Origin of the sequence: Synechococcus sp. WH 7805, from assembly GCF_000153285.1 — a bacterium.
In the GTDB taxonomy this organism is placed as follows: domain Bacteria; phylum Cyanobacteriota; class Cyanobacteriia; order PCC-6307; family Cyanobiaceae; genus Synechococcus_C.
This window is the reverse complement of sequence record NZ_CH724168.1, coordinates 1,749,454-1,775,487: the sequence shown is the minus strand read 5'-3', so window position 1 is coordinate 1,775,487 and position 26,034 is coordinate 1,749,454. Positions and strand designations below refer to the sequence as shown.

The 26,034-nt window shown below is 57.8% G+C and carries 25 protein-coding genes; 14 read left to right on the top strand and 11 right to left on the bottom strand.

The window, feature by feature from the left end:
• The first annotated feature begins 28 nt into the window (after window positions 1-28).
• The 7 genes from WH7805_RS09185 (at window position 29) to WH7805_RS09155 (ending at window position 8,492) form a co-directional block, all read left to right on the top strand.
• A complete protein-coding gene (locus WH7805_RS09185) occupies window positions 29-511 on the top strand; it encodes a Dps family protein (protein WP_006042789.1) in 483 nt (160 codons plus the stop codon).
• 59 nt (window positions 512-570) lie between these two features.
• Complete coding sequence (locus tag WH7805_RS09180) at window positions 571-2,202, top strand: CTP synthase (protein ID WP_006042788.1); 1,632 nt, start codon at window positions 571-573, stop codon at window positions 2,200-2,202.
• Window positions 2,199-2,825: a 7-carboxy-7-deazaguanine synthase QueE gene (locus WH7805_RS09175; RefSeq protein ID WP_006042787.1), complete on the top strand. Its 627-nt coding sequence runs from the start codon at window positions 2,199-2,201 to the stop codon at window positions 2,823-2,825. Before WH7805_RS09180 ends, WH7805_RS09175 begins: the two co-directional genes overlap by 4 nt.
• A 39-nt stretch (window positions 2,826-2,864) precedes the next feature.
• The gene (locus WH7805_RS09170; protein WP_006042786.1) at window positions 2,865-3,449 is read left to right on the top strand and encodes a M23 family metallopeptidase; all 585 of its coding nucleotides are present in this window, start codon (window positions 2,865-2,867) and stop codon (window positions 3,447-3,449) included.
• Between the two features lie 66 nt (window positions 3,450-3,515).
• Window positions 3,516-4,280: a peptidylprolyl isomerase gene (locus WH7805_RS09165; RefSeq protein ID WP_006042785.1), complete on the top strand. Its 765-nt coding sequence runs from the start codon at window positions 3,516-3,518 to the stop codon at window positions 4,278-4,280.
• The gene (locus WH7805_RS09160; RefSeq protein ID WP_083773583.1) at window positions 4,277-7,231 is read left to right on the top strand and encodes a peptidase domain-containing ABC transporter; all 2,955 of its coding nucleotides are present in this window, start codon (window positions 4,277-4,279) and stop codon (window positions 7,229-7,231) included. The genes WH7805_RS09165 and WH7805_RS09160 overlap by 4 nt, the downstream gene beginning before the upstream one ends.
• Before the next feature lies 1 nt (window position 7,232).
• Window positions 7,233-8,492 carry an HlyD family secretion protein gene (locus WH7805_RS09155; RefSeq protein WP_006042783.1) on the top strand — a complete coding sequence of 420 codons (1,260 nt, stop codon included), beginning with the start codon at window positions 7,233-7,235 and terminating at the stop codon, window positions 8,490-8,492.
• A 16-nt stretch (window positions 8,493-8,508) separates the two neighbouring features.
• Here the strand turns inward: WH7805_RS09155 and WH7805_RS09150 are convergent, their stop codons facing one another.
• Entirely contained in the window at window positions 8,509-9,051 is a 543-nt protein-coding gene (locus WH7805_RS09150) for an ecotin family protein (RefSeq protein WP_006042782.1), read from the bottom strand.
• 33 nt (window positions 9,052-9,084) lie between these two features.
• Here WH7805_RS09150 and queC point away from each other — a divergent pair, with 33 nt between their 5' ends.
• From queC to WH7805_RS09130, 4 genes are all read left to right on the top strand, one after another.
• Entirely contained in the window at window positions 9,085-9,765 is a 681-nt protein-coding gene (gene queC, locus WH7805_RS09145; RefSeq protein ID WP_038005315.1) for a 7-cyano-7-deazaguanine synthase QueC, read from the top strand.
• Window positions 9,762-11,069: an anthranilate synthase component I family protein gene (locus tag WH7805_RS09140; protein WP_006042780.1), complete on the top strand. Its 1,308-nt coding sequence runs from the start codon at window positions 9,762-9,764 to the stop codon at window positions 11,067-11,069. Before queC ends, WH7805_RS09140 begins: the two co-directional genes overlap by 4 nt.
• The gene (locus WH7805_RS09135; RefSeq protein WP_006042779.1) at window positions 11,066-11,902 is read left to right on the top strand and encodes an aminotransferase class IV; all 837 of its coding nucleotides are present in this window, start codon (window positions 11,066-11,068) and stop codon (window positions 11,900-11,902) included. Before WH7805_RS09140 ends, WH7805_RS09135 begins: the two co-directional genes overlap by 4 nt.
• A gap of 129 nt (window positions 11,903-12,031) precedes the next feature.
• Complete coding sequence (locus WH7805_RS09130) at window positions 12,032-13,609, top strand: APC family permease (protein ID WP_006042778.1); 1,578 nt, start codon at window positions 12,032-12,034, stop codon at window positions 13,607-13,609.
• Here the strand turns inward: WH7805_RS09130 and WH7805_RS09125 are convergent.
• A complete protein-coding gene (locus tag WH7805_RS09125; protein WP_006042777.1) occupies window positions 13,597-14,418 on the bottom strand; it encodes an HAD-IIB family hydrolase in 822 nt (273 codons plus the stop codon). The genes WH7805_RS09130 and WH7805_RS09125 overlap by 13 nt on opposite strands.
• Window positions 14,415-16,145, bottom strand: a complete 1,731-nt coding sequence (locus WH7805_RS09120) for an alpha-amylase family glycosyl hydrolase (protein ID WP_006042776.1) — start codon at window positions 16,143-16,145, stop codon at window positions 14,415-14,417. Before WH7805_RS09120 ends, WH7805_RS09125 begins: the two co-directional genes overlap by 4 nt.
• Before the next feature lie 69 nt (window positions 16,146-16,214).
• Here WH7805_RS09120 and WH7805_RS09115 point away from each other — a divergent pair, with 69 nt between their 5' ends.
• Both WH7805_RS09115 and WH7805_RS09110 read left to right on the top strand, forming a co-directional pair.
• On the top strand, window positions 16,215-17,510 hold the full coding sequence (locus WH7805_RS09115; RefSeq protein WP_006042775.1) for a hypothetical protein: 1,296 nt from the start codon (window positions 16,215-16,217) through the stop codon (window positions 17,508-17,510).
• Window positions 17,511-17,619: 109 nt separating this feature from the next.
• Window positions 17,620-17,877: a DUF1830 domain-containing protein gene (locus WH7805_RS09110; protein ID WP_006042774.1), complete on the top strand. Its 258-nt coding sequence runs from the start codon at window positions 17,620-17,622 to the stop codon at window positions 17,875-17,877.
• A 19-nt stretch (window positions 17,878-17,896) separates the two neighbouring features.
• Here WH7805_RS09110 and urtE read toward each other — a convergent pair whose 3' ends face one another.
• From urtE to ureE, 8 genes are all read right to left on the bottom strand, one after another.
• Window positions 17,897-18,607, bottom strand: coding sequence for an urea ABC transporter ATP-binding subunit UrtE (gene urtE, locus WH7805_RS09105; protein ID WP_038004608.1), 711 nt, complete (start codon window positions 18,605-18,607; stop codon window positions 17,897-17,899).
• Window positions 18,607-19,359, bottom strand: a complete 753-nt coding sequence (urtD, locus tag WH7805_RS09100) for an urea ABC transporter ATP-binding protein UrtD (RefSeq protein WP_006042772.1) — start codon at window positions 19,357-19,359, stop codon at window positions 18,607-18,609. The genes urtE and urtD overlap by 1 nt, the downstream gene beginning before the upstream one ends.
• On the bottom strand, window positions 19,356-20,483 hold the full coding sequence (gene urtC / locus WH7805_RS09095) for an urea ABC transporter permease subunit UrtC (RefSeq protein ID WP_006042771.1): 1,128 nt from the start codon (window positions 20,481-20,483) through the stop codon (window positions 19,356-19,358). Before urtC ends, urtD begins: the two co-directional genes overlap by 4 nt.
• Window positions 20,484-20,487: 4 nt before the next feature.
• Window positions 20,488-21,642 (bottom strand): branched-chain amino acid ABC transporter permease, encoded by a 1,155-nt coding sequence (locus WH7805_RS09090; protein WP_006042770.1) that lies wholly within the window; start codon window positions 21,640-21,642, stop codon window positions 20,488-20,490.
• Window positions 21,643-21,740: 98 nt separating this feature from the next.
• Window positions 21,741-23,036 (bottom strand): urea ABC transporter substrate-binding protein, encoded by a 1,296-nt coding sequence (gene urtA, locus WH7805_RS09085; RefSeq protein ID WP_006042769.1) that lies wholly within the window; start codon window positions 23,034-23,036, stop codon window positions 21,741-21,743.
• A 100-nt stretch (window positions 23,037-23,136) separates the two neighbouring features.
• Entirely contained in the window at window positions 23,137-23,760 is a 624-nt protein-coding gene (gene ureG, locus WH7805_RS09080) for an urease accessory protein UreG (protein ID WP_006042768.1), read from the bottom strand.
• Entirely contained in the window at window positions 23,760-24,431 is a 672-nt protein-coding gene (locus WH7805_RS09075) for an urease accessory protein UreF (protein WP_006042767.1), read from the bottom strand. Before WH7805_RS09075 ends, ureG begins: the two co-directional genes overlap by 1 nt.
• On the bottom strand, window positions 24,428-24,955 hold the full coding sequence (gene ureE / locus WH7805_RS09070) for an urease accessory protein UreE (RefSeq protein ID WP_038004605.1): 528 nt from the start codon (window positions 24,953-24,955) through the stop codon (window positions 24,428-24,430). Before ureE ends, WH7805_RS09075 begins: the two co-directional genes overlap by 4 nt.
• A 112-nt stretch (window positions 24,956-25,067) precedes the next feature.
• Between ureE and WH7805_RS09065 the strand changes: the two genes are divergently transcribed.
• Entirely contained in the window at window positions 25,068-26,027 is a 960-nt protein-coding gene (locus WH7805_RS09065) for an urease accessory protein UreD (protein ID WP_006042765.1), read from the top strand.
• Window positions 26,028-26,034: the final 7 nt, after the last annotated feature.

Sequence of the window (26,034 nt, the reverse complement as noted above, 5' to 3'; positions counted from 1 at the left end):
CTAGAACCGCCACATCACCGGTAACACCATGGCCAGCACGCCCTCCATCGACATCGGTATTCCCGAAGCCCAACGGAATGAGATCGCTGAAGGCCTCAGCCGTTTGCTCGCGGACACCTACGTGTTGTACGGCAAGACCCACGGTTTCCACTGGAACGTGACAGGCCCCATGTTCAACACCCTGCACCTGATGTTCATGGAGCAGTACACCGAACTCTGGAATGCTCTTGATGTGATCGCCGAGCGGATCCGGGCGCTGGGCGTGGTTGCACCCCATGGCGGATCCACCCTGGCTGGCTTGGCATCGATCAAGGAAGCCGATCAGAAACCGGCAGCGCTCGACATGGTGCGAGAGCTGGTAGCTGGCCACGAAGCGGTGGCCCGCACGGCCCGCAGCGTGTTCCCAGTGGCTGAGGCTGCCAGTGATGAACCCACGGCCGACCTGCTCACCCAGCGCCTTCAGATTCACGAGAAAACGGCCTGGATGTTGCGCAGCCTGCTGGAGGGATGAATCGAAGGGGTCCTCACCCCTTGGGGTGCTCGGTACATTGAAGAATCGCCCGAGGGGTCATGGCCAAGTTCGTCTTCGTCACCGGTGGAGTGGTCTCCAGCATCGGCAAAGGCATCGTGGCCGCCAGCCTTGGGCGGTTGCTGAAGTCACGCGGGTACAGCGTGTCGATCCTGAAACTGGATCCTTACCTGAATGTTGATCCAGGCACCATGAGCCCGTATCAGCACGGTGAGGTATTCGTCACCGAGGACGGTGCCGAGACCGATCTTGACCTCGGCCATTACGAACGCTTCACCGACACGGCAATGTCTCGCCTCAACAGCGTGACCACGGGCTCGATCTATCAATCGGTGATCAACAAAGAACGCCGGGGCGACTACAACGGCGGCACTGTTCAAGTGATCCCACACATCACAGGTGAGATCCGCGATCGCATTCACCGCGTGGCCGCCAACAGCAATGCGGATGTGGTGATCACAGAAATCGGCGGCACAGTCGGCGACATCGAATCCCTGCCCTTCCTCGAGGCCATCCGCGAGTTCAGGGGCGATGTGGGTCGCCATGATCTGGCCTACATCCACGTGACATTGCTGCCTTACATCGGCACCTCCGGCGAACTGAAAACCAAACCCACCCAGCACTCCGTGAAGGAGCTGCGCTCGATCGGTATCCAGCCGGACGTGCTGGTGTGCCGAAGCGACCGAGAGATTAACGCTGAACTCAAACGCAAGATTGGCGGATTCTGTGGCGTGCACGAACGGGCCGTGATCCCCTCACTCGATGCCGACAGCATCTATGCCGTGCCCCAGACCCTCGAAGAACAGGGGCTGTGCCGAGAAGTACTGGATGTTCTCAATCTCACCGACCATGAGAGCGATATGAGCGCATGGCAGCAGTTGGTGCACAAGATGCGCAACCCCGGTCCGGCCGTAAAGGTGGCGCTGGTTGGCAAGTACGTGCAGCTCAATGACGCCTATCTCTCGGTGGTCGAGGCCCTGCGTCATGCCTGCCTGGCCCAAGATGCCTCCCTCGATCTGCACTGGGTCTGCGCAGAAGAGATCGAAAACCGTGGCGCTAATGCACTACTGCATGGGATGGATGCCGTGGTAGTGCCAGGCGGCTTCGGCAACCGTGGCGTAGATGGCAAGGTGGCGGCCATCCGCTGGGCCAGGGAACAACGCATTCCGTTCCTGGGGTTGTGCCTGGGCATGCAGTGCGCGGTGATCGAATGGGCCCGCAACCTGGCTGGTTTGCCGGATGCCACCAGCGCCGAACTGGAGCCCGGCACCAGTCATCCGGTGATTCATCTCCTGCCGGAACAACAGGACGTTGTGGATCTGGGCGGCACCATGCGCCTTGGGGTGTACCCCTGCAGGATCGCCGAGGGCTCCATGGCCGATCGGCTCTATGGCGATGAAGTGGTGTATGAGCGGCACCGTCATCGCTACGAGTTCAACAATGCCTACCGCAATCTCTTTCTTGAATCGGGGTATCGGATCAGCGGCAGCTCTCCCGACGGCCGCCTAGTGGAACTGATCGAACTGCCGGAGCATCCGTTCTTCACTGCTTGCCAATACCACCCTGAATTCCTCTCCCGGCCGGGCCAACCCCATCCCCTGTTCCGTGGCTTGATCGAAGCCGCCCAACAACGACTGCCCAACAGTCCCAGCGAAATCAGAACCACAGCGTGAGCCAGGATCCACCGGCCTCCGGCTCTCTCCCTGTGGTGGAGACCTTCCACTCACTCCAGGGAGAAGGTCTCCATGCCGGCCGCAGTGCTTTCTTCATCCGCCTGGCGGGATGCCGTGTTGGCTGCAGCTGGTGCGATACCAAACACTCCTGGCCAGCCGATTCACATCCGTTGCGGCCCATCGACAGCCTTGCAACAGAAGCAGCAGCTGCAGCCAGCGATGGTGCGGCTTTTGTGGTGATCACCGGCGGCGAACCGCTGCATCACAACCTCGACGCTCTTGCGCAGGCCCTCCGCTCTCTCCGCAGTCTGCCCCTGCATCTGGAAACCAGCGGTGTTGACCCGCTCAGTGGCGATCCCGACTGGATCACCCTTTCGCCGAAACGACACGCGCCTCCCCGGGCAGAGCTGCTGAGGCGCTGCCATGAACTGAAAGTGGTGGTTCATGAACCCGCCGACCTGCTCTTCGCTGACGTGGTGGCAGCACAGGCACCGCAGGCCACCTGGCTGCTGCAACCCGGATGGGAGAGTGCCGAAGGCCAACAGCTGGCGCTCGATGCTGCACGCCGCGATGGCCGCTGGAGACTCAGCCTGCAAAGTCACAAGTGGCTTGGGGTGCGTTGAGCCGATACAACCGGCAGGTCATCAACACCGGATGCCCCCATGCGCCTGGCGCTGCTCATGGCACTGATGCTGGCCATCGGACAGGGGCTCCGCGGGCACGCACAACCGCAACCCCCACAACGGGTCCCGAAGCGCACAGGAGTCTCCAACCTGGCGCTGCTCAGTTCCTCGCGGCCACGGCAGCTACCCACCTCTCACAGGCCGTTCCGCCCAGGGGAGACGCTCCAACTGCGGTATCCACTCGGCGAGCGCGCCAAAGAAGTGCAGCCCTATGGCTGGCGCTACTCAGACCAGCGCAAGCGCTGGCGAATGCATGTTGGACATGACCTGATCGCTCCAGCTGCCACACCCGTACTCGCCATGCTCTCCGGCCGGGTGCTCCTAGCCCAGGCCATCAGTGGCTATGGCCTTACGGTTCTGATCGACCACGGCCGTGGCTGGCAGACCGTGTATGCCCATCTGCAAACAGCGGATGCGAGACCAGGGCAGCTGGTGCATGCCGGTGAGCAAATCGGTCGGGTTGGACGCAGCGGCTCAGCAAGTACAGATCATCTGCACGTAGAGCTGCGACGCCTTCAAGGACAGCAGGCTTATGCCCTGGATCTAGCCCCGCTTCTCGATTAGTTATGAAAAGCATAAACCGATATACTCATTATACTCTATTCAGACAATTTTAGAAAAGCAAAAGCGATGGATAATTTCAAGACTGAAGTCGAAGCCTCTCTTGCTGTCCTAGGTGCCGACAGCATTGAACTGCTCCGCCGCTGTGATCTTCTGAAATCTTTAGTTCAAAGGCTATTCATAAAAGAAGCCACAAAAAACATCAACCTCCCGAATGAGTTGATCATGAACTGCCTAAAAAATCATTGTCAGCAAGAAGGCTTGCGAGATGAAAAAGAACTTAAAACCTGGCTGGAAGAACACGCTTTAAGCAAAGAGGAGCTTTTAGAACAAGTAAGCCTGCCCTCAAAACTCTCCCAACTTGCCATTGACTGGTTTGACTCCCAGGCAGAAACGCGTTTCCTAGAGCGCAAGGAGTCACTTGACCAAGCGACATACAGCCTATTGCGGGTTCAAGACTCCGGACTAGCACACGAGCTTTATTTACAGCTTGAAGCAGGTGAAGCCGATTTCGAGAGTCTCGCAAAGCAGTACAGCGAGGGTCCAGAAAAAAACAATCGCGGCAAAGTGGGGCCTGCCAGTCTGATGCGTGCACATCCAGCGTTGCGCAATGTTCTTCGCACAGCCAAGATAGGAGTTGTTCTTGAGCCGATACCAATCGAGCAATGGTGGATTGTGACTCGCTTGGAAGAACGTCAGGAAGCCAATTTTGACAAGACAATGCGACAGCGCATGGCCACGGAGCTTCTTCAGAATTGGATGAGCATCGAAACAAATTTAATTCTGTCGTCCCTCAATAGTCGGCATAATTCAGAGGTGGCTACGAACCCATGACATCTAATACGACAATTGTTGAAGGCGAAGCCCCACTAAGCCAGAAGTTCTTTGAACTTGGCAAGCAACAACGATACGAATTAGGTCAACCTATTTGCGAAAGGCGTTTTATTCCTGGACAAGTTTTACTCATAGAAAGTGGTAACGCTCGATTACTCGGCGAAGAAGAAGGTCGGCTTAGCACCCTGAACCGACTTGAAACGGGCAGCTTCATCGGAGTTGTTTCGCTATTGCGTGGTGCCGGTTGTGAAACAGTACGCGCTGCATCAGAAGTTGTCGCAAGGTCTTTAAGCGACGACCAATTACTGGCGTTACTTCATGAGGACAAAGCCATTGCAGACATCTGCAGAAAAAAGCTTTGGGATGCAGAACTTGCTGACCTACTCCGCATTTTATCGAACCGATCTCCAAAACACTGCAATGTAACCAAGAGCTTGCTGAGTGAACTGAAACAGGATGCTCAGCTCCTGATTGCCGACGACATCCCAACCATCCAAAGCGCTTTTAACAATAATCTGAGGTTCTTTGTTGCCAGCCGTCCCGAAAACGAAAGTTTTGGCAAGCTCGGCGATGAAATTACTGACATCGATGCGATTCATGATTGGCCGAAAGATATTCACGGTTTTCCGCTGAGATTGATTGCCCTGCCTGACGAGGCTTTAGAGATTTTCGAAGTCCATGCACCATCCGCAGTGCTGGAACCAGAGGTGATTAGCGCACCAAGCAGTGACGCCACAGATCAAAATCTGATCCCGCAAGCGCCATTAAGCCCTCCGGTGAGTCGATTCAATCAACAGGGTGATCAAAGCCGTGATTTTTTCGTGGCTGGCGAAGGGCCTCTTGAGGAGACTTTGGCTTGCTTCCAGATGCTCACGAAGCTCATGAAGCTTCCGTTCCGACGCGATGCAATTGAGCGGGTCCTTCGTGATCAAGTGCGAAGATCTCAAACCCCAACACTGCGACTTTGCGGGCAAATTGCTGCCAGTCTTGGACTACACGTTGCAGGCGCCAAGGTGGCCGCCTCAATGGGGGTGCGCTTGCAAACACCGACCCTGATCCCATGGGGCCAATCCTTCGCAATCGCCATTCGTAGTGATCAGCGAGGCCTCGTATTGGCCTCACCCAGTCAAGGATTTCTTGAAATCACTCCTGATCAGCTCGAGAGTTCTTTTCCGGAGGGAATTGATCTTCTGCTTCTCGATCGCACGAGCACGACCCCGGAAGAAACGTTTGGCCCTTCGTGGTTCTGGCCAGCCCTGAACCGTTACCGAGGTGTTCTCATCCAGGTGTTGGCAGCCAGCTTTGTTGTCCAGCTGTTCACCTTGGCCAACCCGCTTCTGATTCAGGTGATCATCGACAAGGTGATCAACCAGAGAAGTTTGGACACCCTGCAGGTTTTGGGCTTCGCCCTTGTTGCGGTCACCCTGCTGGAAGGCGTTCTCGGAAGCCTCAAAACTTATCTGTTCGCTGAAACCACGAACCGAATTGACCAACGATTGGGTGCTGAAGTGATCGACCACCTACTGAGGCTTCCCCTCGGCTATTTCGATCGTCGTCCGGTAGGAGAACTGGGCTCACGTGTCAGTGAGCTCGAAAAGATCCGCAATTTCCTTACCGGCCAAGCTCTCACCACGATATTAGATGCAGCCTTTTCGGTGATCTATATCGTCGTGATGGTGATTTACAGCTGGCTTCTCACCCTCATTGCACTCGCAGTACTGCCCATTCAAGTTGCACTCACATTGCTGGGAGCACCTTTGTTTCGAAGGCAATATCGAAAATCAGCGGAAGCAAATGCTTCCACACAAAGTCATCTTGTTGAGGTTTTAACCGGAATTCAGACTGTCAAGAGTCAAAACGTCGAGATGATTAGCCGTTGGACTTGGCAGGAACGCTATGGCCAATACATTAACAGAACGTTTGAAAAGACAATCACGGGAACAGCGCTAACCCAAACTTCGCAGGTCTTGCAAAAGATTTCACAGCTTTTAGTTTTGTGGGTTGGAGCCTCACTTGTTCTCTCAGGCGATTTGACCCTGGGTCAACTGATTGCATTCAGAATTATTTCTGGCTATGTGACCCAGCCACTGCTAAGGCTTTCATCCATCTGGCAAACGATTCAGGAACTGAGGGTGAGCTTTGAACGTCTTGCTGATGTTATCGACACTCCTCAGGAATCAGATGATCAAGATAAAGCTAAAGTTCCTCTTCCCCCCATTGAAGGAGCTGTCAATTTTGACAATTTGACGTTCGGCTTCTCCCCTGGAACTCCACCGGTTTTGTCGAATGTATCCCTAAAAATCAAACAGGGAACTTTCGTTGGAATTGTTGGACAAAGTGGAAGTGGTAAAAGCACATTAATGAAACTCCTCCCTCGTTTGTACAAACCAAGCGAAGGCCGCATTCTGATTGATGGTTATGACATCGACAAAGTAGAACTTTATTCTCTACGACGCCAGATTGGCATCGTGCCACAGGACCCACTCTTGTTCTCAGGCAGCGTCAGTGAAAACATCGCACTCACGGAACCAGATTCCACGAGTGAGCAAATTGTTTTAGCCGCCCAGGTGGCTTGTGCCCACGACTTCATTATGGATCTACCTGCCGGATACAGCACTCCGGTAGGAGAACGAGGTGCCTCACTCAGCGGCGGACAGCGCCAACGTATTGCGATCGCACGAACCCTCCTGGCCAATCCCAAACTCCTGGTCATGGATGAGGCGACAAGCGCTCTGGATTACGAAACAGAGAGAAAAGTCTGCGAAAATCTCATTCAATCTCTACACGACTGTACTGTCTTTTTCATCACTCACCGACTCACCACCGTGCGCCGAGCAGATTTGATTGTGGTCATGCATCAGGGTGCTGTCGTTGAACAGGGAACGCATGATGAATTAATGGATCAACGTGGTCGTTATTACGCCCTCTACCGCCAGCAGGACTCCAACTAAAATGACGATGACTCCTCAAAACCTGCCAGAGCCTGACGATCAGGAGCAGTCAAACCGAGGTGGAAAGCTAATCCAGCAGGCCCGCTCCGCTCTCGAGACCAGCGTCACAAACGTTTCCAATCAGGAACCAGTATTGCGGCAGAGCCGCTTTTGGATGAAATCAGTCACCTGGACTCTCATTGGCACCACAGTGCTCGGGATCGGTTGGCTTGCCATCGCCAGAACAGAAGAAGTTGTTATCGCAACTGGAAAACTTGAACCCGTAGGCAACGTGAAGGATGTCCGCATCCCTCCCGGTGGCATCGTTGAGGAAATTCTCGTCAAGGGCGGGCAAAGGGTCACAAAGGGACAGGCTTTGATCCGCCTTGATCAGGAAAGTACAGCCGAACAGTTGAAATCACTGACCAAGGGTGTTGAAGAGAAAGCCTCCCAGATCATCCAAAAGGAACAGCAGTTTCAACTCAAATTACTGGAAAGGGAACGAACACTCGATCTAAATCGAGAGGGATTGAGCACCACCCGCGCCAATCTCCAACTTGAAAAACAGATCCTCGACCGCCTCGAAGGTTTGGCAAAGATCGGAGCAACCCCCGACATCCAATACCTCCAACAGCGCAACCGAGTTGAGGAGATCAAGGGCGAAGTCACGAAGCTTGAATTAGATGGTCGTCGTCAAATCAACCTGATCGACCAACAAATTGAACAACTGAATGCAGAACTGGCAGGACTTCGCAGCGAGCGGGCTCAATTGAATGCAAATCTCACCGATGTGCGGGTCACCAATAAAAACCAGACCCTTCGCTCACCAGCCGATGGCATTGTGTTTGATCTAAAACTCAATAATCCAGGCTATGTCTCCATGGCGATGTCTTCGGAGGTGGCAATGAAAATCGTGCCCTTCAACACCCTGGAAGCCGATGTTGAGATCCCCAGTAGCAAGATAGGTTTTGTACGTCCTGGTCAATCTGCAGATATCAGCATCGATTCTTTCCCCGCCACAGATTTCGGTGTGCTTTCTGGAACCGTAAAATCTGTAGGTTCTGACGCCCTTGCGCCTGACCCTCAACAGATGCGCCAGGAATATACCTACCCGGCTTCGATCAAGCTTGACAGTCAGCAACTCAAACTCAATGACGGCAAAGAATTACCCCTTCAAGTGGGCATGTCTTTAACCGCCAATATCAAATTGCGCAGCGTTAGCTACCTCCAGCTCTTGTTACAAACTTTCCAAAATAAAACTGATTCGCTCCGTCAAATTTGACAACGCCAGTCATCACTTAAAGGCTGATCGCTGTTTTTTGCAACGTCTCCGCTTTCCAGAGTCGCCAACGCAACTCTGCACCCTTCGGTAGATCCACCACAATCGGCCAAGATGGGTTGTAAGGCACAAAGTAGGGCTGTCGGCCGAGGGAAAGGAACGAGCGTTTCACCGGCTGTTCAGGAGAGCAGGCCATTTTTGTACTGATCACCCTTAACGGTGCCTTCACTTCGAACAGGGCCTTACCCGAAGCCTGCGGCAGCATGCGCATGGTCATCCCAGGGCCAGACAGCTGCTTTTGGTTGCAGTCCAATGTCACCTCCTGACCCACAATCAATTGAATGCGCCAGTCGAGCGGATGGGAGGACACTGTCGGATCACTGCTCTTCGGCAGCAGCCCGGATGGCTGAATCACCCAGCGCTGCAGACCTGGTGCGGGTTGGGGATAACCACTCAGGTTCAGGCGAGGAATCGCTGACGCAGGTTCCAGACCGCTGACCAGGAGCAGTGAGGCCCAGATTCCACAGCCGGAAATCGTCTTCAGGGACTGAGTGAACGCCATCGTCGACATCAGCGCGGCAACAGAATGTCCAGCATGACCGATACCACTGCGATCGCCCTGCTCTCCGGAGGGCTTGACTCCGCCACCGCCGCCGCGCTGGCCAAAGCAGCCGGCTGCCGCGTGATCGGTCTGTCGTTCGACTACGGCCAGCGCCACCGCCGGGAGCTACAGGCCGCCAAGGAGATTGCCCTGGCCCTGAACCTGCTCGAACATCACACCATCAGCGTGAACCTGGCCAGCTGGGGAGGGTCATCCCTCACGGATACCACGCTATCCCTCCCCACTGACGGGGTTCAAGAGGATGCGATTCCCAGCACCTATGTGCCTGGTCGCAACACGGTGTTCATCAGCATCGGGCTGAGTCTGGCGGAAGCCCGCGGTGCCGAGCAGGTGGTGTTGGGCATCAATGCCGTGGATTACTCCGGCTATCCGGATTGCAGGCCTGACTATCTGCGTGCCTTCCAGACTCTGGCCAATCTCAGCAGCAAAGTCGGCAGGGAAGGCCGGGGGCCCAGGCTCTGGGCTCCTTTGGTGGAGTGGAGCAAACAACGCATCGTGGAAGAAGCCCTGCGCCTCGGTGTGCCGATTGAGAGCACTTGGAGCTGTTACAGCGGCGGTGCCGTGCCCTGTGGTCGCTGCGACAGTTGTCGCATCCGCGATGCAGCCCTCAGCGCGGCCGGTCGGGACGACCTCTGCAGCCCCTCCAGACGATGACCCTGCTGCGCAGGCCAATGCGCTGGATTGATCCTGCCAGGGCCGCCGCAGCGCTCGCCCAACGCCACGGTGAGCAGGGACTGATCTGGCTCGACGGCGACGGCGGCGCCCTTGGGCGAAACATCACCCTTGCGGTGGACCCCGTCGAGCAACACTGTTGCCGCGGATTACCTGGAGATGCCGACGCCCGCAATCCCTTCACCACCCTGCGGGAGCTGACGACGGGACACTGGACCGGTTGGCTGAGTTTTGACGCTGCCGCCTGGACGGAACCCGGCAACCCCTGGCGCAGGGACCGCATGGCCAGCCTCTGGATTGCCCGCCATGACCCTGTCCTGCGCTTCGATCTCGGTACGGAAGAGCTTGTTCTCGAAGGAGTCGACCCGGATCGTTACTCAGCAATGGAAAACCTCCTGGGCAGCCTGGGCGAGGACACGGTTCCTGAAGACCCTCCACATGCCCTGGGCTGCACCTGGAAACGCCAGAGCGATCGAAACACCTTCATGGCCGGCGTGATTCGCATCCGGGAACTGATCGCCAGCGGCGATCTATTCCAGGCGAATCTCACCAGCTGTGCCACAACTGAGCTGCAGGCCCCACTCAGCAACCTGGACCTGTATGGACGCCTGCGTCGGCGCTGTCCGGCCCCGTTCAGCGGTGTGCTGATCGGCAGCGGAGCGGCCGCCGGCGAAGCGGTGCTCTCCACCTCCCCGGAGCGGTTCCTGCAAGTGGATCCGGAGGGCTCTGTGCAGACACGACCGATCAAGGGCACCCGTCCACGCCATGCCGACCCCCTGATCGACGATGCCCTCGCAGCGGAGCTGGTATGCAGCGCCAAGGACCGGGCCGAAAACGTGATGATCGTGGATCTGCTGCGCAACGATCTCGGTCGCGTCTGCGAACCGGGATCCGTTCAGGTGCCAGAACTGGTGCGGCTTGAAAGCTATGCGCGAGTGCATCACCTCACCTCAGTGGTGACCGGCCACTTGCGTCCTGGTACGTCCTGGGTGGATCTGCTGCAGGCCAGCTGGCCGGGGGGCTCGATCACCGGCGCTCCCAAGCTGCGCGCCTGCCAGCGACTGCAGGAGCTGGAGCCTCTGGGTCGAGGCCCCTACTGCGGCTCGATCCTCCACATCGACTGGGATGGCGGCTTCGACAGCAACATCCTGATTCGCTCCCTCCTGCGCAAGGACCACCAGCTCCGCCTGCACGCGGGATGCGGGATCGTGGCCGACTCCGATCCTGCAGAGGAAGCCGAGGAACTCGACTGGAAACTTCTGCCCCTGCTGGAGGCGCTGGCATGAGCGCTCCGGTACTGGGATGGATCAACGGCCACTGGCGCGAAGCCAAGACCTTGGGTCTCCCCTTGACGGACAGGGGATTGCAGCTCGCAGACGGCCTGTTCGAAACCGTGCTCATCCTCAACGGGAACGCCCAGTTACTAGGCGCTCATCTGTTGCGCTGGCAGCACGGCGCAGCCCTTCTGGGCATGGCAGCGCCACCAAGCCAGTCCTGGCTGCAGCCGCTGATTCAAGAGGGCATCGCCAAGGCAGACCTCAACAGGCCTGGCCGGGCCGGCACCCTGCGGCTGAACTGGAGCCGAGGCCAGGCAGCCAACCGAGGCATTGGCCTGTCCCCTGGCCAACCCGATCGCAACGCACACTGCTTCTGGCTCACTCTGCAGCGCCATCACCCCTGCTTCACACCTGCCCAAGCCTGGATCAGCGTTGAAGAGCAACGCAACGCCTCCAGCCGGTTGAGCCGTTGCAAAACCTTTGCCTACGGCCAGGCGATTCAGGCCCGCCGCGAAGCCCAAACGCACGGGGCTGAACTGGCCCTGCTGCGCAACACCAGCGGAGAGCTCTGCTGCGGCGACAGCGCCAACCTGCTCGTGCGGCGGCAGGAGGAGTGGCTCACACCACCTCTGAGCAGCGGCTGCTTGCCCGGGGTGATGCGGGCCCGGGCTCTGGAGGTGGGTCTGGCCGTGGAAGCGCACCTTGGCCCCGACCTGCAAACCGGGGATCAAGCTCTGCTGATCAACAGCCTGAGCTGTCGGCCCCTGCAGATGCTGAATGAACAGGCACTGCGACCGTGCTCGAATCCAGAACAACTCTGGCGAGGACTCTTGAAGGCCTAAGCGTTACGCAATAGCGTTAAATTCGTTACTCAACAAACACGAAAACGTGCTTCCGCGGTTGTTCCATGCGCCACTCCATGGCATCTGCCAACCTTCTCCCATCCCAGATCCACCGAAAGATCCTGATCCTTGGCAGCGACTCTTAAACGCGACCTGGGCGTCACATCCCTGATTCTCACGGTAGTGACCGGCACCATCGGCTCAGGCTGGCTGTTCGCTCCTTACTTCTGCGCCCGGATCGCAGGCCCCGCAAGCCTGCTGGCCTGGGTGATCGGCGGCGCCATGGCCTTTCTGCTGGCGCTGGTGTTCGCTGAACTTGGCGCACTGGTGAACAGCTCCGGGGCCCTGGCCCAGCTTCCCCTGCTCAGCCACGGTCGCTTATCCGGCTTCATCGGCGGATGGAGTGCCTGGATCTCTTACGTATCGCTACCCACGATCGAAGTGCTCGCCCTGCTCCAGTACCTCTCGAGTGTTCTCCCCTGGCTCACCCGCGATGTGGGTAGCTCCCAGTACCTCACTGGCGCCGGGCAGCTTGTGGCGGTGGCCCTGCTGGTGCTGTTTACCTGGATCAACCTTGCAGGCGTCAGCCAACTGGCGCGCTGGATTGATGGCCTCACCCTTTGGAAGCTGGTGGTTCCCCTGCTGGTATCCATCAGCCTGATGCTGATTGCAGGCCACTGGGACAACCTTCAAATCCCTGCACCAGGACAGCAAGACACGCTGGTGGATGCGATCGGCAGCGGTGGCATCCTGTTCAGCCTGCTGGGCTTCCGCACCGCCATGGACCTCGCCGGGGAAGTGCGCAATCCCCAGCGCAATGTCCCTCTGGCCATGGGGGTCGGACTTGGCCTGTGTCTGCTGATTTATCTCGTACTGCAGCTCGGCTTTCTCGTCAGCGTCCCGCCGGAGGCCTTGCAGCAGGGTTGGAGCCGTCTCAGCCTCAGTGCCCATGGGGGGCCGCTCGTGGCGCTGGCCACAGGTCTTGGCCTGGGCTGGGTGGCCACCCTGCTGCTCATCGATGCCGTGGCCTCCCCCGGTGCCACAGGCATGGCCTACCTGGGGATTTCCGCACGGGTGAGCTGGATGATGGGAGAGTGCCGACTGCTTCCAGGCGCTCTCGGGCGGATAAACAGTCGGGGGGTCCCCCACTGGTCGCTGATCAGCAGTCTGGTAATCAGCACGATCCTTCTATGGATGGCGCCGAGCTGGCAGAAAGTGGTCAGCTTTCTGACCTCCACTTTGATCATCGCCCTGGCCATGGGCCCGGTGAGCCTGCTGGCCCTGCGCCGCCAACTTCCCAATGCTCCCAGGCGCTTTCAGATTCCCTGTCCCTGGCTGCTCAGCGGCATGGCCTTCGTGATGGCCACCTGGGCGACGAGCTGGAGCGGGCGCGAGGCTTTGGAAGGAGCCGTGCTGGTGATTACGGTTCCCAGCCTGATCTACGCCCTCAGCAACGCCTGGAAAGGCCAACCGATTGAGCTGACAAGCGCATTGTGGTGGACGCTGTATCTCGGTCTGTTGATTCTCGACATGGAACTGTTCAGCACAGGCCAGCCCCTGGAATTGCCCATGGGCTGGCACCTCACCGTGCTGGCAGGGTTGGCCATGGCAGTGATGCCACTGGCGGTGAACAGTGCGCTCACGGAAGCCTCACCCCATGCCATCACCACGCTGACGGAACCGACCGGCAGCACTCAATCCACTTGATCCAGGTCATCGAGAAGTCCTGGAAGCCAGCGCTGAACGGCTGCAGCCCACCCCAGCGCATGGGGAGCTGGTGCCAACTGGAAGCAGCCGTTGTGCAGCCCGTCTTGCAGAGCGGGGTGTGGTCCCTCCACCCCTGGCACCACGATCGAGCAGTCGCCGGCATGCAGCAAAGGAAGGTCATTGGGCGAATCTCCCAAAGCCAGAACAGCGACTTCAGATGCACCCTGGCGCTGCTTCAGCACCGCCAGGGCCCGGCCTTTGCTGACGTCAGCACCCAGCAGATGGCCCAAGCGATTTCCCTGCACAATCGCAAGCTGACGGGCCTTCGCCAGCTGTTGCAGACGCCTGCGGGACTCGGAATCCACTGGAGACACGAACGGCACGCTGCAGGCCCGACGCTGGGCCTGTCGCAATGCCTCCCCGCCAAGGCCCAGCAAGCGATCAGCCTCCTGATCACTGAGATCATCAAGCGCCTGCAGCGGTTGTCCTAAATCCCGTGACAACTGCGAGAGCTGCGGGCGCAGCTCCTTCCATGTCGGACCGAGCATCTGCTGCCAGAGGCTGCCATCGGCGTTCTCACCATGAATGGCTCCCCCGTTCTCGACGATGAACGGATCCCTGAGACCGGTTTGTTCACGAAAACGACGGACTTCTTCGGCGGTTTTGCTTGTGCAGGGGATGACGGGAATTCCTCGACGCTGAAGGAGACGAATCGTGTCCAAAGCCGGCGCCCAGTCGTAGCGATGGTCCATCAACGTGCCATCGAGGTCGGTAACCACCCACCACTGACGCTCCAGTCCCGTCGTCATGACCTCACCAGCCAAAGCACTTCATAAGGGTTCAGCAGATGTCGTCTGCAAGGTTCAAGGGTGCGACCACTGAGGCAATCGACCCATGGGTCTGTGTCCTCCAAATCCAGCAAGCCAAAGGGATCCAAGGTGAGACGGGTCGATGTGACGTTATGAACCGCCACAAGGTCATGACCCGCATGGGATCGATGCAGCACAACGCGATCCACCCGGTCCGGGGTCAGCACCTGAAGTTGGCCATCCGGATGCAGCGCCGGCTGCGTCGCCCGCACCGCAATCGCCTGCTTGAGCGCAACCAAAACGGCTGCCGCATCACTGTCAGGATCCTGCAGACGCCGTTCCACCGAGGATTTTTTGAACTGGGGTCGGTTGAGATCACGTCGGTGACCCGTGCGCCTGAAGCGACCAAGATCATTGGCAGTGGCGAGCAGAGCCGGCAGATACAACGCAGGCACCCCGGGCAGAGCCAGAACCATCAATTGCGTCAGCAGGAAGCGTTCCCTCTGCCAGTAGCTGGGGTCGAGGCCCCCATCCGCCATGGCACTCCACCAACTGATGTTGATCTCATAGGGGACCTCGTTACCATCAGCCAACCGGCGATGGCTCACCAAGCCTCCGCGCTGCTCACACGCGATCAAGAGGTCCATAAGGCGTGAGGGCGGCATCAATCCCTCGAGAGGTCTCAACCCAACGCCGTCATGACAGGCGGTGAAATTGAGCAACGACGTCGACTCTGGCAGCGATGGCCAGCGCGATAACCAGAGATTGAGCAAATCAGCGGAGCCGCTGACAGCCGCCTCAAGCAGCAGCGGTGGCAGGGGAAAGTTGTAGGCCAGATGGGCCTCTCTCCCTGTGCGCAGATACGACAGATTCTCCTGTTCGGGAACATTGGTCTCCGTGACCACCACTCCGTCGGGGCAAGCGATGGTCAGCAACTGACGCAAGATTTCCACAAGCTGGTGGGCTTGAGGTTGGTGAATGCAACTGGTGTTTGGTTCCTTCCAGACAAACCCCACCGCATCAAGACGGATCCATCTCACCCCATGGGCCACCATGCGGGCAAGCAAACGGGTGAATCCAAGCAAAACCTCGGGATGGCTCCAATCCACATCCACCTGGTCAGGTCCAAAGGTGGTCCAGACCTGACGCATGCTGATGGGGCCTTGAAGCTTGGTAAAAAGGGCAGAACTGCGGGGACGGACGACGTTGTCCCAACAAGGATCAGGAGACGCCTCCAGAACGCAGGACCGACCCGGCTCCTGATCACGCAAGAACTGACGCACCCAGGGATGGGATGCCGAGACATGGTTCAACACCAGATCAGCCATCAACTTGCGCCCCTCAGCAAGATCAGCCAGGTCATTCCAATCACCATGGCGGGACTCCAGACAGTCGTGACTAGCCACGGCGAATCCACCATCACTCGAGGCTTCCAGGAACGGCAAGACGTGGATGACCCCTGCGAAATCGGAGAGCTGGCTGTTGATAAAAGTGCGAAGGCTCACCAAAGCCGGCTGATCGGCCTCAACGACAGTGTCGGCGTAGGTAATCAGCACCACATCGTCGACAGTCCAGGGATTGCCTTTGGTGGGGATATCGCCATTTCCTGATGCGGAGCTAAGAATCTGCAGCAATTGCGACGACAACGCCTCGAGATCCCAGGAAGGATGGCTTGAGTAAAGGCTTGACAGCAGATTTCGCAGCGTTCGCTCGCTCTGAAGCTGCATTCTGTTTCACCTGAACATTCTTCAGGTATGAAGCAGCGGCCTTCTTTCCGTTGTTGCATCGAACACCGCATGGATTTTCAGCAGAGCCTGATCGCCACGGTTCACGACTACAGCCTGGGCAATCTCAATGCCATCGCCTTCAACAAGGAGCTTCAGCAGAGACCAACCGCTCTGCTGATTCCATGCCTCATGGAGGAATTCAGCAGACCCGCTCTGCGCCTGATCCGCGACACACTCTCCTCGCTCACGGGACTCTCCAATCTGGTGATCGCACTGTCAGCGGACAGTGCAGCCGATGTGAAGGCTGCAGAAGAGTTTTTCGCCGACATGCCTTTCCCAGTGCAGGTGCATTGGACGAACGGTCCGGCCGTGAAAGAGATCCTGACGTCGATGGACCAGCATGGCCTCGATCTGACTGGTCCTCCCGGCAAGGGTTGGGCGGTATGGCAAGGCCTGGGCGTTGCCTGTCAGCACGCTGAAGTCATCGGCCTGTTCGACGCTGACATTCGCACCTTTGGCTCCGGCTATCCGGAACGGATGCTCAGACCCCTGCTCGACCCATCCCACGGAATGGCGTACGTGAAAGCCTTCTACAGCAGGCTTTCCCTGGAAACCCAAGCCCTTCAGGGCCGAGCCACCCGTTTGTTTGTAGGCCCATTACTGACGAGCCTGGAGCAGATCTTCGGACCACTGCCCTACCTCCGTTACCTCCAGACATTTCGCTACCCACTGGCAGGGGAGTTCGCTTTTACAAGGGATCTCGCCATGAATCTGCGCATCCCATCGGACTGGGGCCTGGAAATGGGCTTGCTCTCGGAGGTGTATCGGCACGTAGCACCCAGCCGAATCGCCCAGGTGGACCTGGGTCTTTTCGACCACAAGCACAAGAGCCTGGGTCAACGTCCAAATGAGGGACTCCAACGCATGGCCAGCGAAATCTTCTGCACGGTGTTGCGCAGCCTGATGGAACACGAAGGATGCGTGGTGTCCATGGATCAACTGCCCACCTTGGAAGTGCTGTACCGACGGGTTGGCGAAGACAGGGTGCGTCAGTTCGGACTCGACTCAGCGATCAATCGGTTGCCCTACGACCGACATGGAGAAGAACTGGCGGTCCATCGCTTCTCCGAACTCCTGAGGCCTGGCCTCACGTCTCTAATGGCATCGCCAATCGCCCATCAACTGCCGAGCTGGTCGAGGCTGCAGAGTTGCAATCCGTCCTTTGCCTCCGACCTCGCCCTGGCAGGACGTGCCGACCGAGCGTCCACCATGCGCAGTCAGGGAGCAAGGCGTCCACGTCGGCCCAATTGCCCCACCTTGACTTCCCCCGCTGAACGCCGCTCAGCCACCAGCACTGCGGCTTGAGCGCAAGCATGAGTCATGAAGAAAAGCTAAAGCAAGTGAAGTTCGGTCGCCAAACCAACACTTCTATCTGCTCAAAAATACGATCCTTGTCTCCAACCTCTTGATGCCCATGATCGAATGCATGTACAACAATGAAACCGACCGCATGGTCATATTGAAGTGCATTGGCGAAGGACAATTCTATCGAGAAAAGGTTTTAATGCCTAAAGAATTGTTCTGGTTCGAGGCACCACTCGACAGCAGACTTGAGATTTGGCGGATGTCGACACAAGGACAAATGCTTCACATTCGCGCCGATGTATCTGATTATGCATTAAATGAAAAATCAGCCGATGAGTCTCCTACCACGTCTCTCTGGGCATGCTGATCGATCACTTGATAGTGGATTAAACACTGAGAAATTGATCGACCACCGACTGACTTAATTCACTGGTTAGACCACTGGCCACAATGCCTCCACGCTGCATCGCGTAATAGCGATCCGCTTGCCGAACAAAATGCAGGTGCTGCTCCACCAGCAGTACACCAGTGCCTGTTTCAGCGATGATTCGGCGTACCGCAACTTCAATATCCTGCACAATATTGGGCTGAATACCTTCGGTTGGTTCATCGAGCAACAACAACTTAGGTTTACCGAGCAGGGCTCGGGCGATGGCTAATTGTTGCTGCTGGCCGCCACTGAGGTCTCCACCTTTTCTTGGCAGAAATTCCTTCAGGACAGGGAAAAGGTCATAAACAAATGGATCAATACTCCGGTTTCCCCTGAGCCCCCCGGGCAACGCTTCCATCCCAAGCGACAAATTGTCCTCGACCGTCAGCTGAGGAATAATTTCTCGCCCTTGTGGCACGTACCCCAGTCCAGCGCGGGCACGTTGGTAAGGAGCTTGGCGGTCGAGGCAATCACCGTTGAAGACAATCTCACCTCGACGAGGCCGCAAGAGACCGATTAACGACTTCAACAGCGTGGTCTTGCCCACACCATTACGACCGATCAAGCAAACCATCTCACCAGCCTTCACAGTGAGGTCAACATCCCGAAGGATGTGGCTTTCGCCGTAATAGGTGTTCAGACCATGGATTTCAAGAAGTTCTGTCATCATTTCTGCTGCTCCGTTGTTCCGAGATACACCTCAATCACACGCGAATCAACCTGAACCTGATCCATCGTTCCCTCACAGAGCACATGACCCTCATGCAACACCGTTACTTGGCTCTCCAAGCGGCGAATGAATTCCATGTCGTGCTCAATCACCAGCACGGTGTGATCTCCTGCCAACGATTTGAGTAGATCAGCGGTGAGATCCGTCTCCTCATCGGTGAGACCAGCCACCGGCTCATCAACGAGAAGAAGGTCAGGATCCTGACCAACCAACATCGCGATCTCCAGCCACTGTTTCTGACCATGGGAGAGAGCTCCTGCCATCCAGTGAGCCCGGTTTTGCAAATTGACGATGCCCATCAAATGATGCACCTGATCGCGCTGTGTGGCATTCAAGCCACCAAATAACAGCGACCATGGCTGTTTGGGCTGACTGACAGCCAGCGCCAGGTTCTCTTCCACACTCAGCTTCTCGAACACACGCGGACTCTGAAATTTGCGACCGATGCCGAGCCGAGCGATGCGGTACTCCTGAGTACCAAGAAGTGAGCGACCCTGGAACACCACCTCGCCTTCAGTAGGGGCCGTCTTTCCGGAGATCACATCCAAAAAGGTGGTTTTGCCAGCCCCATTGGGACCAATCACCGCCCTCAGTTCACCAGGCTGGAGACTGAGATTGAGATCGCGTAGGGCTAAAAAGCCGTCAAAGCTGACAGTGATCTTGCGTAACTCCAAAAGGGGGGCACTCATGGCTGCACCTCCTCTTGACCGTCGATTTCCAACTGGGGGTAGGTGGCAATTCGACGACCCAAACCCAGGCGGGACAGCAGGTTGCGAGGGCCGTCCGTGCGGAACCAACCGATGACGCCTTCCGGTAGAGCCGTGACCACCAAAATGAATAGTCCACCCTGGATAAACAGCCAGCTCTGAGGCATCGCCTCGCTCACCAGACTCTTGGCATACATGATCGAGACGGCGCCGAGAATGGCACCGACCAGCGTGCCGCGACCACCTACTGCAACCCAGATCACCATTTCGATCGAAAAGGGAACCGCCATGTACTGGGGTGAAACGATCCCCGACTGCACCGTGAAGAGGGCACCGCCGATACCCGCAAGCCCACCGGCGATCGCAAACACAATGGTCTTGAAGAGGGTGGGGTTATAGCCAGTGAACCGAAGCCGCGGCTCGTCATCACGGATCGCGATCAACACATCGCCGAAGCGACCACGAACCAACCAGCGCACAAACAGCCAGGCCAAGATCACGATCACAGCAGTGATCCAAAAGAACCATCGCTGCATCTCGGGCGAACCCACCATCTGGCCGAACAGCTTGGTCACATCGGTTTTGAGACCGTTGGTGCCGTTGATCAGCTTCTGCTGGCCATTGAAAAAATTGAAAAACACCAGCAAAGCCGCCTGGGTGAGGATCGAGAAGTAGACCCCCTTGATGCGGTTGCGGAAGACCATGTTGCCGAGCAGCGCAGCCAGCAACGCCGGCACCAGCCAGATGGCAATCAGCGTGAACAGAGGGTTGTAGAAGGGTTCCCAGAAAAAGGGCAGTCGATCCACGCCGTAAAGGCTGAAGAACTCCGGGATGCCGTTGGGATGACTGGCAGAGCTATTGAGCTGGAGATACATCGCCGCCCCATAGCCACCAAGAGCGAAGAAGATGCCCTGACCGAGGCTGAGCAATCCGGTAAAACCCCAGATCAGATCAATGCCGAGGGCCACGATCGCCAGGGAAAGGAAACGACCTAACAGGTTGAGCCGAAACACAGGAAGCACCGCTGGTGCTGCCACCACCACGGCAACGATCAGAACCCAGACGAGAACGAGGGACCAGCGACGGCGTTGAAAGGCTTGGATCATGACGTCAGGCCTCCACCATGCGTCCCTTCTGCGGGAACAGACCCGCTGGACGGAACTGCAGGAACACCACAATCAGAGCGAAGACCATCACTTGGGCCATGCTTGTGGTGGCGAAGAATTTCACCACTCCCTCCAGGGGGGCGGGCATACCAGGCCAGATCGAAAGCAACCGCCCTGCACCAATGAGGTCGGTCAGCAAGCCGATGGCGAAAGAGGCGAGCACCGTGCCCAGCAGATTGCCCACACCGCCGAGCACCACCACCATGAAGCAGCCAACGATGTAAGACGTCCCCACATTCGGGCCAACTGAACCCAGCAACGACACCGCCACACCAGCAACGCCAGCCAACCCCGAACCGATACCGAAGGTGAGCACGTCGACAGTGTCGGTGGGGATACCAAGGCAATCACTCATCTCTCGGTTCTGGGTCACGGCACGAATGCGCATGCCCCAGACGCTGCGGTTGAGGAACCAAGTGACGCCAACAACAGCCACCACCGTGATCATGATGATCACCAGACGAGGCACAGGGAAGGTCAGATCGGCGAACTCAAGCCCGCCGCGCATCCATTTGGGTGCCGTCACATCCACATTGCGAGAGGTGGCACGCGCGATCCGGCTGACCTGAGATGCCAATCCATTGGCAAACACCACACCAACAAGAGCCGAAACACCCCAGCTGCCGGCGCGCATCCAACGAGCTCGAGAACCTTGCAGCAGGGCCTTGGGAAGCAGCAAGGGCAACGAAAAACCAAGCACCAGAGCAAGCACCGCACCAGCTGCCTGAGCCAGTGGAACACTGCGCACGAACTGCTGCAGGATCAAGCTGACGCCCCAGGTTGCCAAGAGTGTTTCGAGAGGATTGCCGTAGAGGCGGCGAATCACGGTGCGTTCCAAAAGAATGCCCACCACGCCACTTGTGATGAAGGCCAGCGGAATCGCCACCAGCACATAGGTGTCGTAAATAGGCTGAAACACAGGCAGCTTGAAGATCAGCTGAACCACATAAGTGGTGTAAGCCCCAAGCATGATCAGCTCGCCATGCGCGAGATTGATCACACCCATCAAACCAAACACGATCGCCAATCCGAGGGCAGCTACCAGCAGCACCGAGCCGATGGCTACACCGTTGAACAGGCTCTCAAAAAGCAGTTGCACGAAAATTGGTTAACTAAGCGATTAGACCAAAAGATAAGGAGGAATCCCAGCAGGGATTCCTCCAGAAATCATTCAGCAGTTAGGACCTCAATGAGCCATCAGAGCTTGTACTTCTCGCCCTTGGAGGCGTCGGTCCAGTCGCAAGCGAAACCCTTGGAGCTGGGCTCGAACTGGTTCCAGGCCTGAGGAGCCACAGGGCCATCAGTGGATTCCAGAATCTTGAACTGACCATCGGTACCGATTTCTCCGATCAGAACTGTCTGAGAAAGGTGATGGTTAGGCATCACTTTCACAGGACCCTGAGGGGCATCAAATTCGATTCCAATCAGGGCCTCACGAACCTTGTCGTCATCAAAAGTGCCTGCCTTCTCAACAGCAGCCTTCCATAGATAGACCATGTTGTAAGCCGACTCCTGAGGGTCAGCGACAACAGCTCCAGGATCCTTGGTGAACTTTTTATAGTTCTCCGCGAAAGTCTTGGAAGCAGGTGTGTCGATCGACATCATGTAGTTCCAAGCACCGTAATGGCCCTCAAGGAACTCAGTTCCGATGTCCTTAATCTCGCTTTCCGCGATGGAGTAACTCATCACGTAATAGCCGTTATCGGGGGTGATGCCGGCGTCCTGAATCTGCTTGAAGAAGGCGACGTTCTGGTCACCATTCAGGGTGTTGATGATCACACCACCATCGGGCAGGGCCTTCTTGATCTTGGCGATGATCGGAGCAACCTCGGTGTTGCCGAGGGGCAGATAGTCCTCACCGACCACTTCGCCACCCAGGGACTTGAGCTGTTCCTTGGTGATGGTGTTGGAGGTGCGTGGGAAGACATAGTCCGAACCCACGAGGAAGAAGGGCTTGCCAGCAGCAGGCGACTTCTCATACATGAACTTGGTGGCAGGCTCCGACTGCTGGTTCGGAGTGGCACCGGTGTAGAAGATGTTGTTGGAACACTCCTGGCCCTCGTACTGAATTGGGTAGTAGAGGAAGGCGTCCTTCGATTCGTAGACGGGAAGCATGGCCTTGCGGCTGGCGGAGGTCCAGCCACCGAAAACGACAGGCACCTGGTCCTGGTCGATCAGCTTCTTGGACTTCTCGGCAAAGGTGGGCCAATCAGACGCACCGTCTTCGACGATGTACTCGATCTTGTATTTCTTGCCGTCCACTTCAACGCCACCGGCGGCATTGATCTCAGCGATCGCCATTTTCTCGGTCTCCGCCAAGGTGGTCTCGGAGATAGCCATCGTGCCAGTGAGGGAATGAAGAATTCCAACCTTCACGGTGTCGTCGTACTCGACATTGGAGGCCTGATCACCACCACCACAAGCCGTGACTGTCAAGCCAAGAGAGGCCGCCGCCAGGCTGATCAGGATACGTTTTGACAACGGTTGAGACATGGTGAATTAAGAGTGCTGACAGTTGCGTTAGCACTCATGACATTCTCAGCGAGGCAAACCTTCACTAGTAGCGCTGACTACCAAACAGACCAATCAGCCCTCAAAACGAGGAAATCGACTCAACATTCGGTAGTTGTCGCAACACAAATGCCACCACAAAATCCAGCCCCTCACCGCTGTGCAGGTTGGTAAAACACCAGGGGCGATCGCCGCGCATGCGTAGGGAGTCGCGCTCCATCACGGCCAGGTCAGCTCCCACCAGAGGCGCCAGGTCGATCTTGTTGATCACCAGCAAATCCGAACGCGTGATCCCGGGGCCGCCCTTGCGTGGGATCTTGTCGCCTGCGGCCACGTCAATCACGTAAATACAGAGATCAACCAGCTCCGGACTAAAACTGGCCGCCAGATTGTCGCCGCCGCTCTCCACCAACACCAGATCCAGAGCTGGGAACTGAGCTTCCAACTCCGCCACCGCCGCCCTGTTGATGGAGCAGTCCTCCCGGATGGCCGTGTGGGGACAGCCACCGGTCTCCACACCGCGAATCCGCGACGGCTCCAAAGCTCCTGCACGAGTTAAGAACTGAGCATCTTCCTGGGTGTAGATGTCATTGGTGACCACCGCCAACTGCAGTTGATCCCGCAGTCGCCGGCAAAGCGCCTCCACAAGAGCGGTTTTGCCGGACCCCACCGGTCCAGCCACACCCAGCCGCAATTTGCTCCCCATCAGCTTCGGAATAAACGGGAATACAACTCAGCATGGGACAGCTGCGCCAGTGATGCCCCCACGCCCGCTGACCACAAGGTCCGTGGATCAGCAGCGAGGAGCTTTTGGGCCTCGGCAGCGATCCGCGGCAACAGTCGGTGCTGAAGCACCTGAGCCCTGGTCGGGCCCAAAGGCAACAGACGCACGGCCGCACTGAGCTGATTGGCGACCCAGCTGTAGAGGTAGCCCTCCACCGTGTCAGCCTCCGACACCCCCAGCGACAGTGCCGCCCAAGCCCATGCCCCCGGCCAGGCCAGGGGGGTTGGTTCTGTCAGTGGATGACCCATATCGGCCAACAGCTGGAGTAGAGACCCCCCCATCTGACGTTGTTGAGCCCGCACCTCCGCAGCTTCACGGGTGGCCAGCAGCCAACCATCCAGCTCCAGCAAACGAAAACGAGCCGACTGATCAGCGCCGTTCATCCAGCGATTCAAGTCAGTCATCAAAATGGAAAGAGATGCAGCCTCCAGCCGCAGCGTTCCCCGCTCCAACTCGGCGATCAACCACTGCTCAAGGCAAGCCTCGCTCTTCAGCGCTCCGGCCTGGATCAAGACCTCCAACCCCTCTGAGTAACTGAACGCTCCCACCGGCAAAGCCGGGCTCACCAACTGGAGCAACGCCAGGGAGGTCATGGCGTTTCATGGCTGTGGCTGTGGACATGGCTGTGGCGGTGGGCATGGCTGGGACTACCTCCATAGGCGCCTCCCTCCGGAAGAAACGGACGCTCACAGGCACTCACACGCAAGCCACGGCTGCGCAACATCGCCTCCAGCACCGAATCCTTTAGCAACAACAATTCCCCGTCGTGGAGCTCCAGCGCCACATGGCGGTTACCGAGGTGATACGCCGCCTGCAGAAGCTCCAAGACTGAATCCGCCTGCACCCGCAGCAACGGTTCCGGCGCCGCAATCACCACCACCTCCCAGCTCCGGGAACGATCCAACAAGCGATCACCGGGCTGAAGGGGGCCCTCCCGAGGCAACTGAAGCAAAAGAGAAAGCCCACAATCGCTGCAGCGGCGCCCGCGAAGCACCGTGCGTTCTTCAGCCGTGAGCGGCAATTGCAGGCGGCGGTCGGGCGGAAAATCTCCAACGGCCTCACCCACTTGGCGATGCTCCAACACGATCGGTTTGTGATCGCTCACGTTGTCACTCATCGCGTTGTCGTCCAAGGCTGCTCCCCTTTCACCCTGAGCCTGCCCAGCCGTCTGCCTTGATTTGGTGTTGATTGCTACAGGTCATCGCAGCTCGAGAACCGAGCGTGGGGGAATGCAACGCCTCGATCCCTGGCATGGCCGCTGCGAGCTGCGGTTTGAACACCGGCAGACCGAGCACGGCGACGCAGGCACAGTTCACCAAGGGGGCTGCAGCGCCCCGTTCAAGCTTCTGCGGGCTGAACAGGGCAAAAACGGCCGCTGTGAACTGCCAATCCTTCACACAGCAGGAGGACTCGTGGGAGGCGATCAACTCAGCATTGCGCTGGACTTAAACACAAACAGCCGCTGCCTGATCACCAGCGTCGCCGCCCAGAAGGTCTACGGATCCATCGGTCGCAGCCGCCTGCACCCCGAAGGCCAATGGGCCCGTCAACAGGTGCACTGCAAGCTGGCGAACAGCAGCGATCTGGAATGGCTACCCCAGGAGCTGGTGCTCTATGCCAATGCCCTCTTTGAGCAGCATCTGACAGTGCAACTACCCGCCAACGCCTCCTTTCTCAGCGCGGAAATCGTGCGGCTAGGCCGCACCGCCGCCGGGGAAACCCTGCAGCAGGGTCGCTGGCGCTCAGCCCTGAGCCTCTGCCGACGCAGTGTCGAACCTCATCAAGCCAGTCGCTGGGAACTGGTGGACCGGCTGGACTTGGGGGGCGATGCCCTCAACGACCAGCACGGGCTGAACAAAAGGCCGGTGTTCGGGTCGCTGGTGTGGGCTGCGCCGATGCCATTGAACGGCGAAGCTCTGACGCAACTACTGGAGCTGGTCCGCAGCGATCGCGAAGGCCTGAACGGCACGATGCGGTGCAGCGCCTTGGACCAAGGCCTGGTGGCCCGTTATTCCGGTCCGTCCAGCCGCGATGCCCGCTTCTGGTTCAGCCGCATCTGGGCTCGCACCCGCGCCCTGCGCGCCTTGAGCGCTCCACAGATCCCACGGGTCTGGCCTCTGCAGGAACAGCCTTTGCCGCCATCATCGTTCAAAACGAACACTGCTGTGCCCGCGGTAAGGACACACTGATAACGAC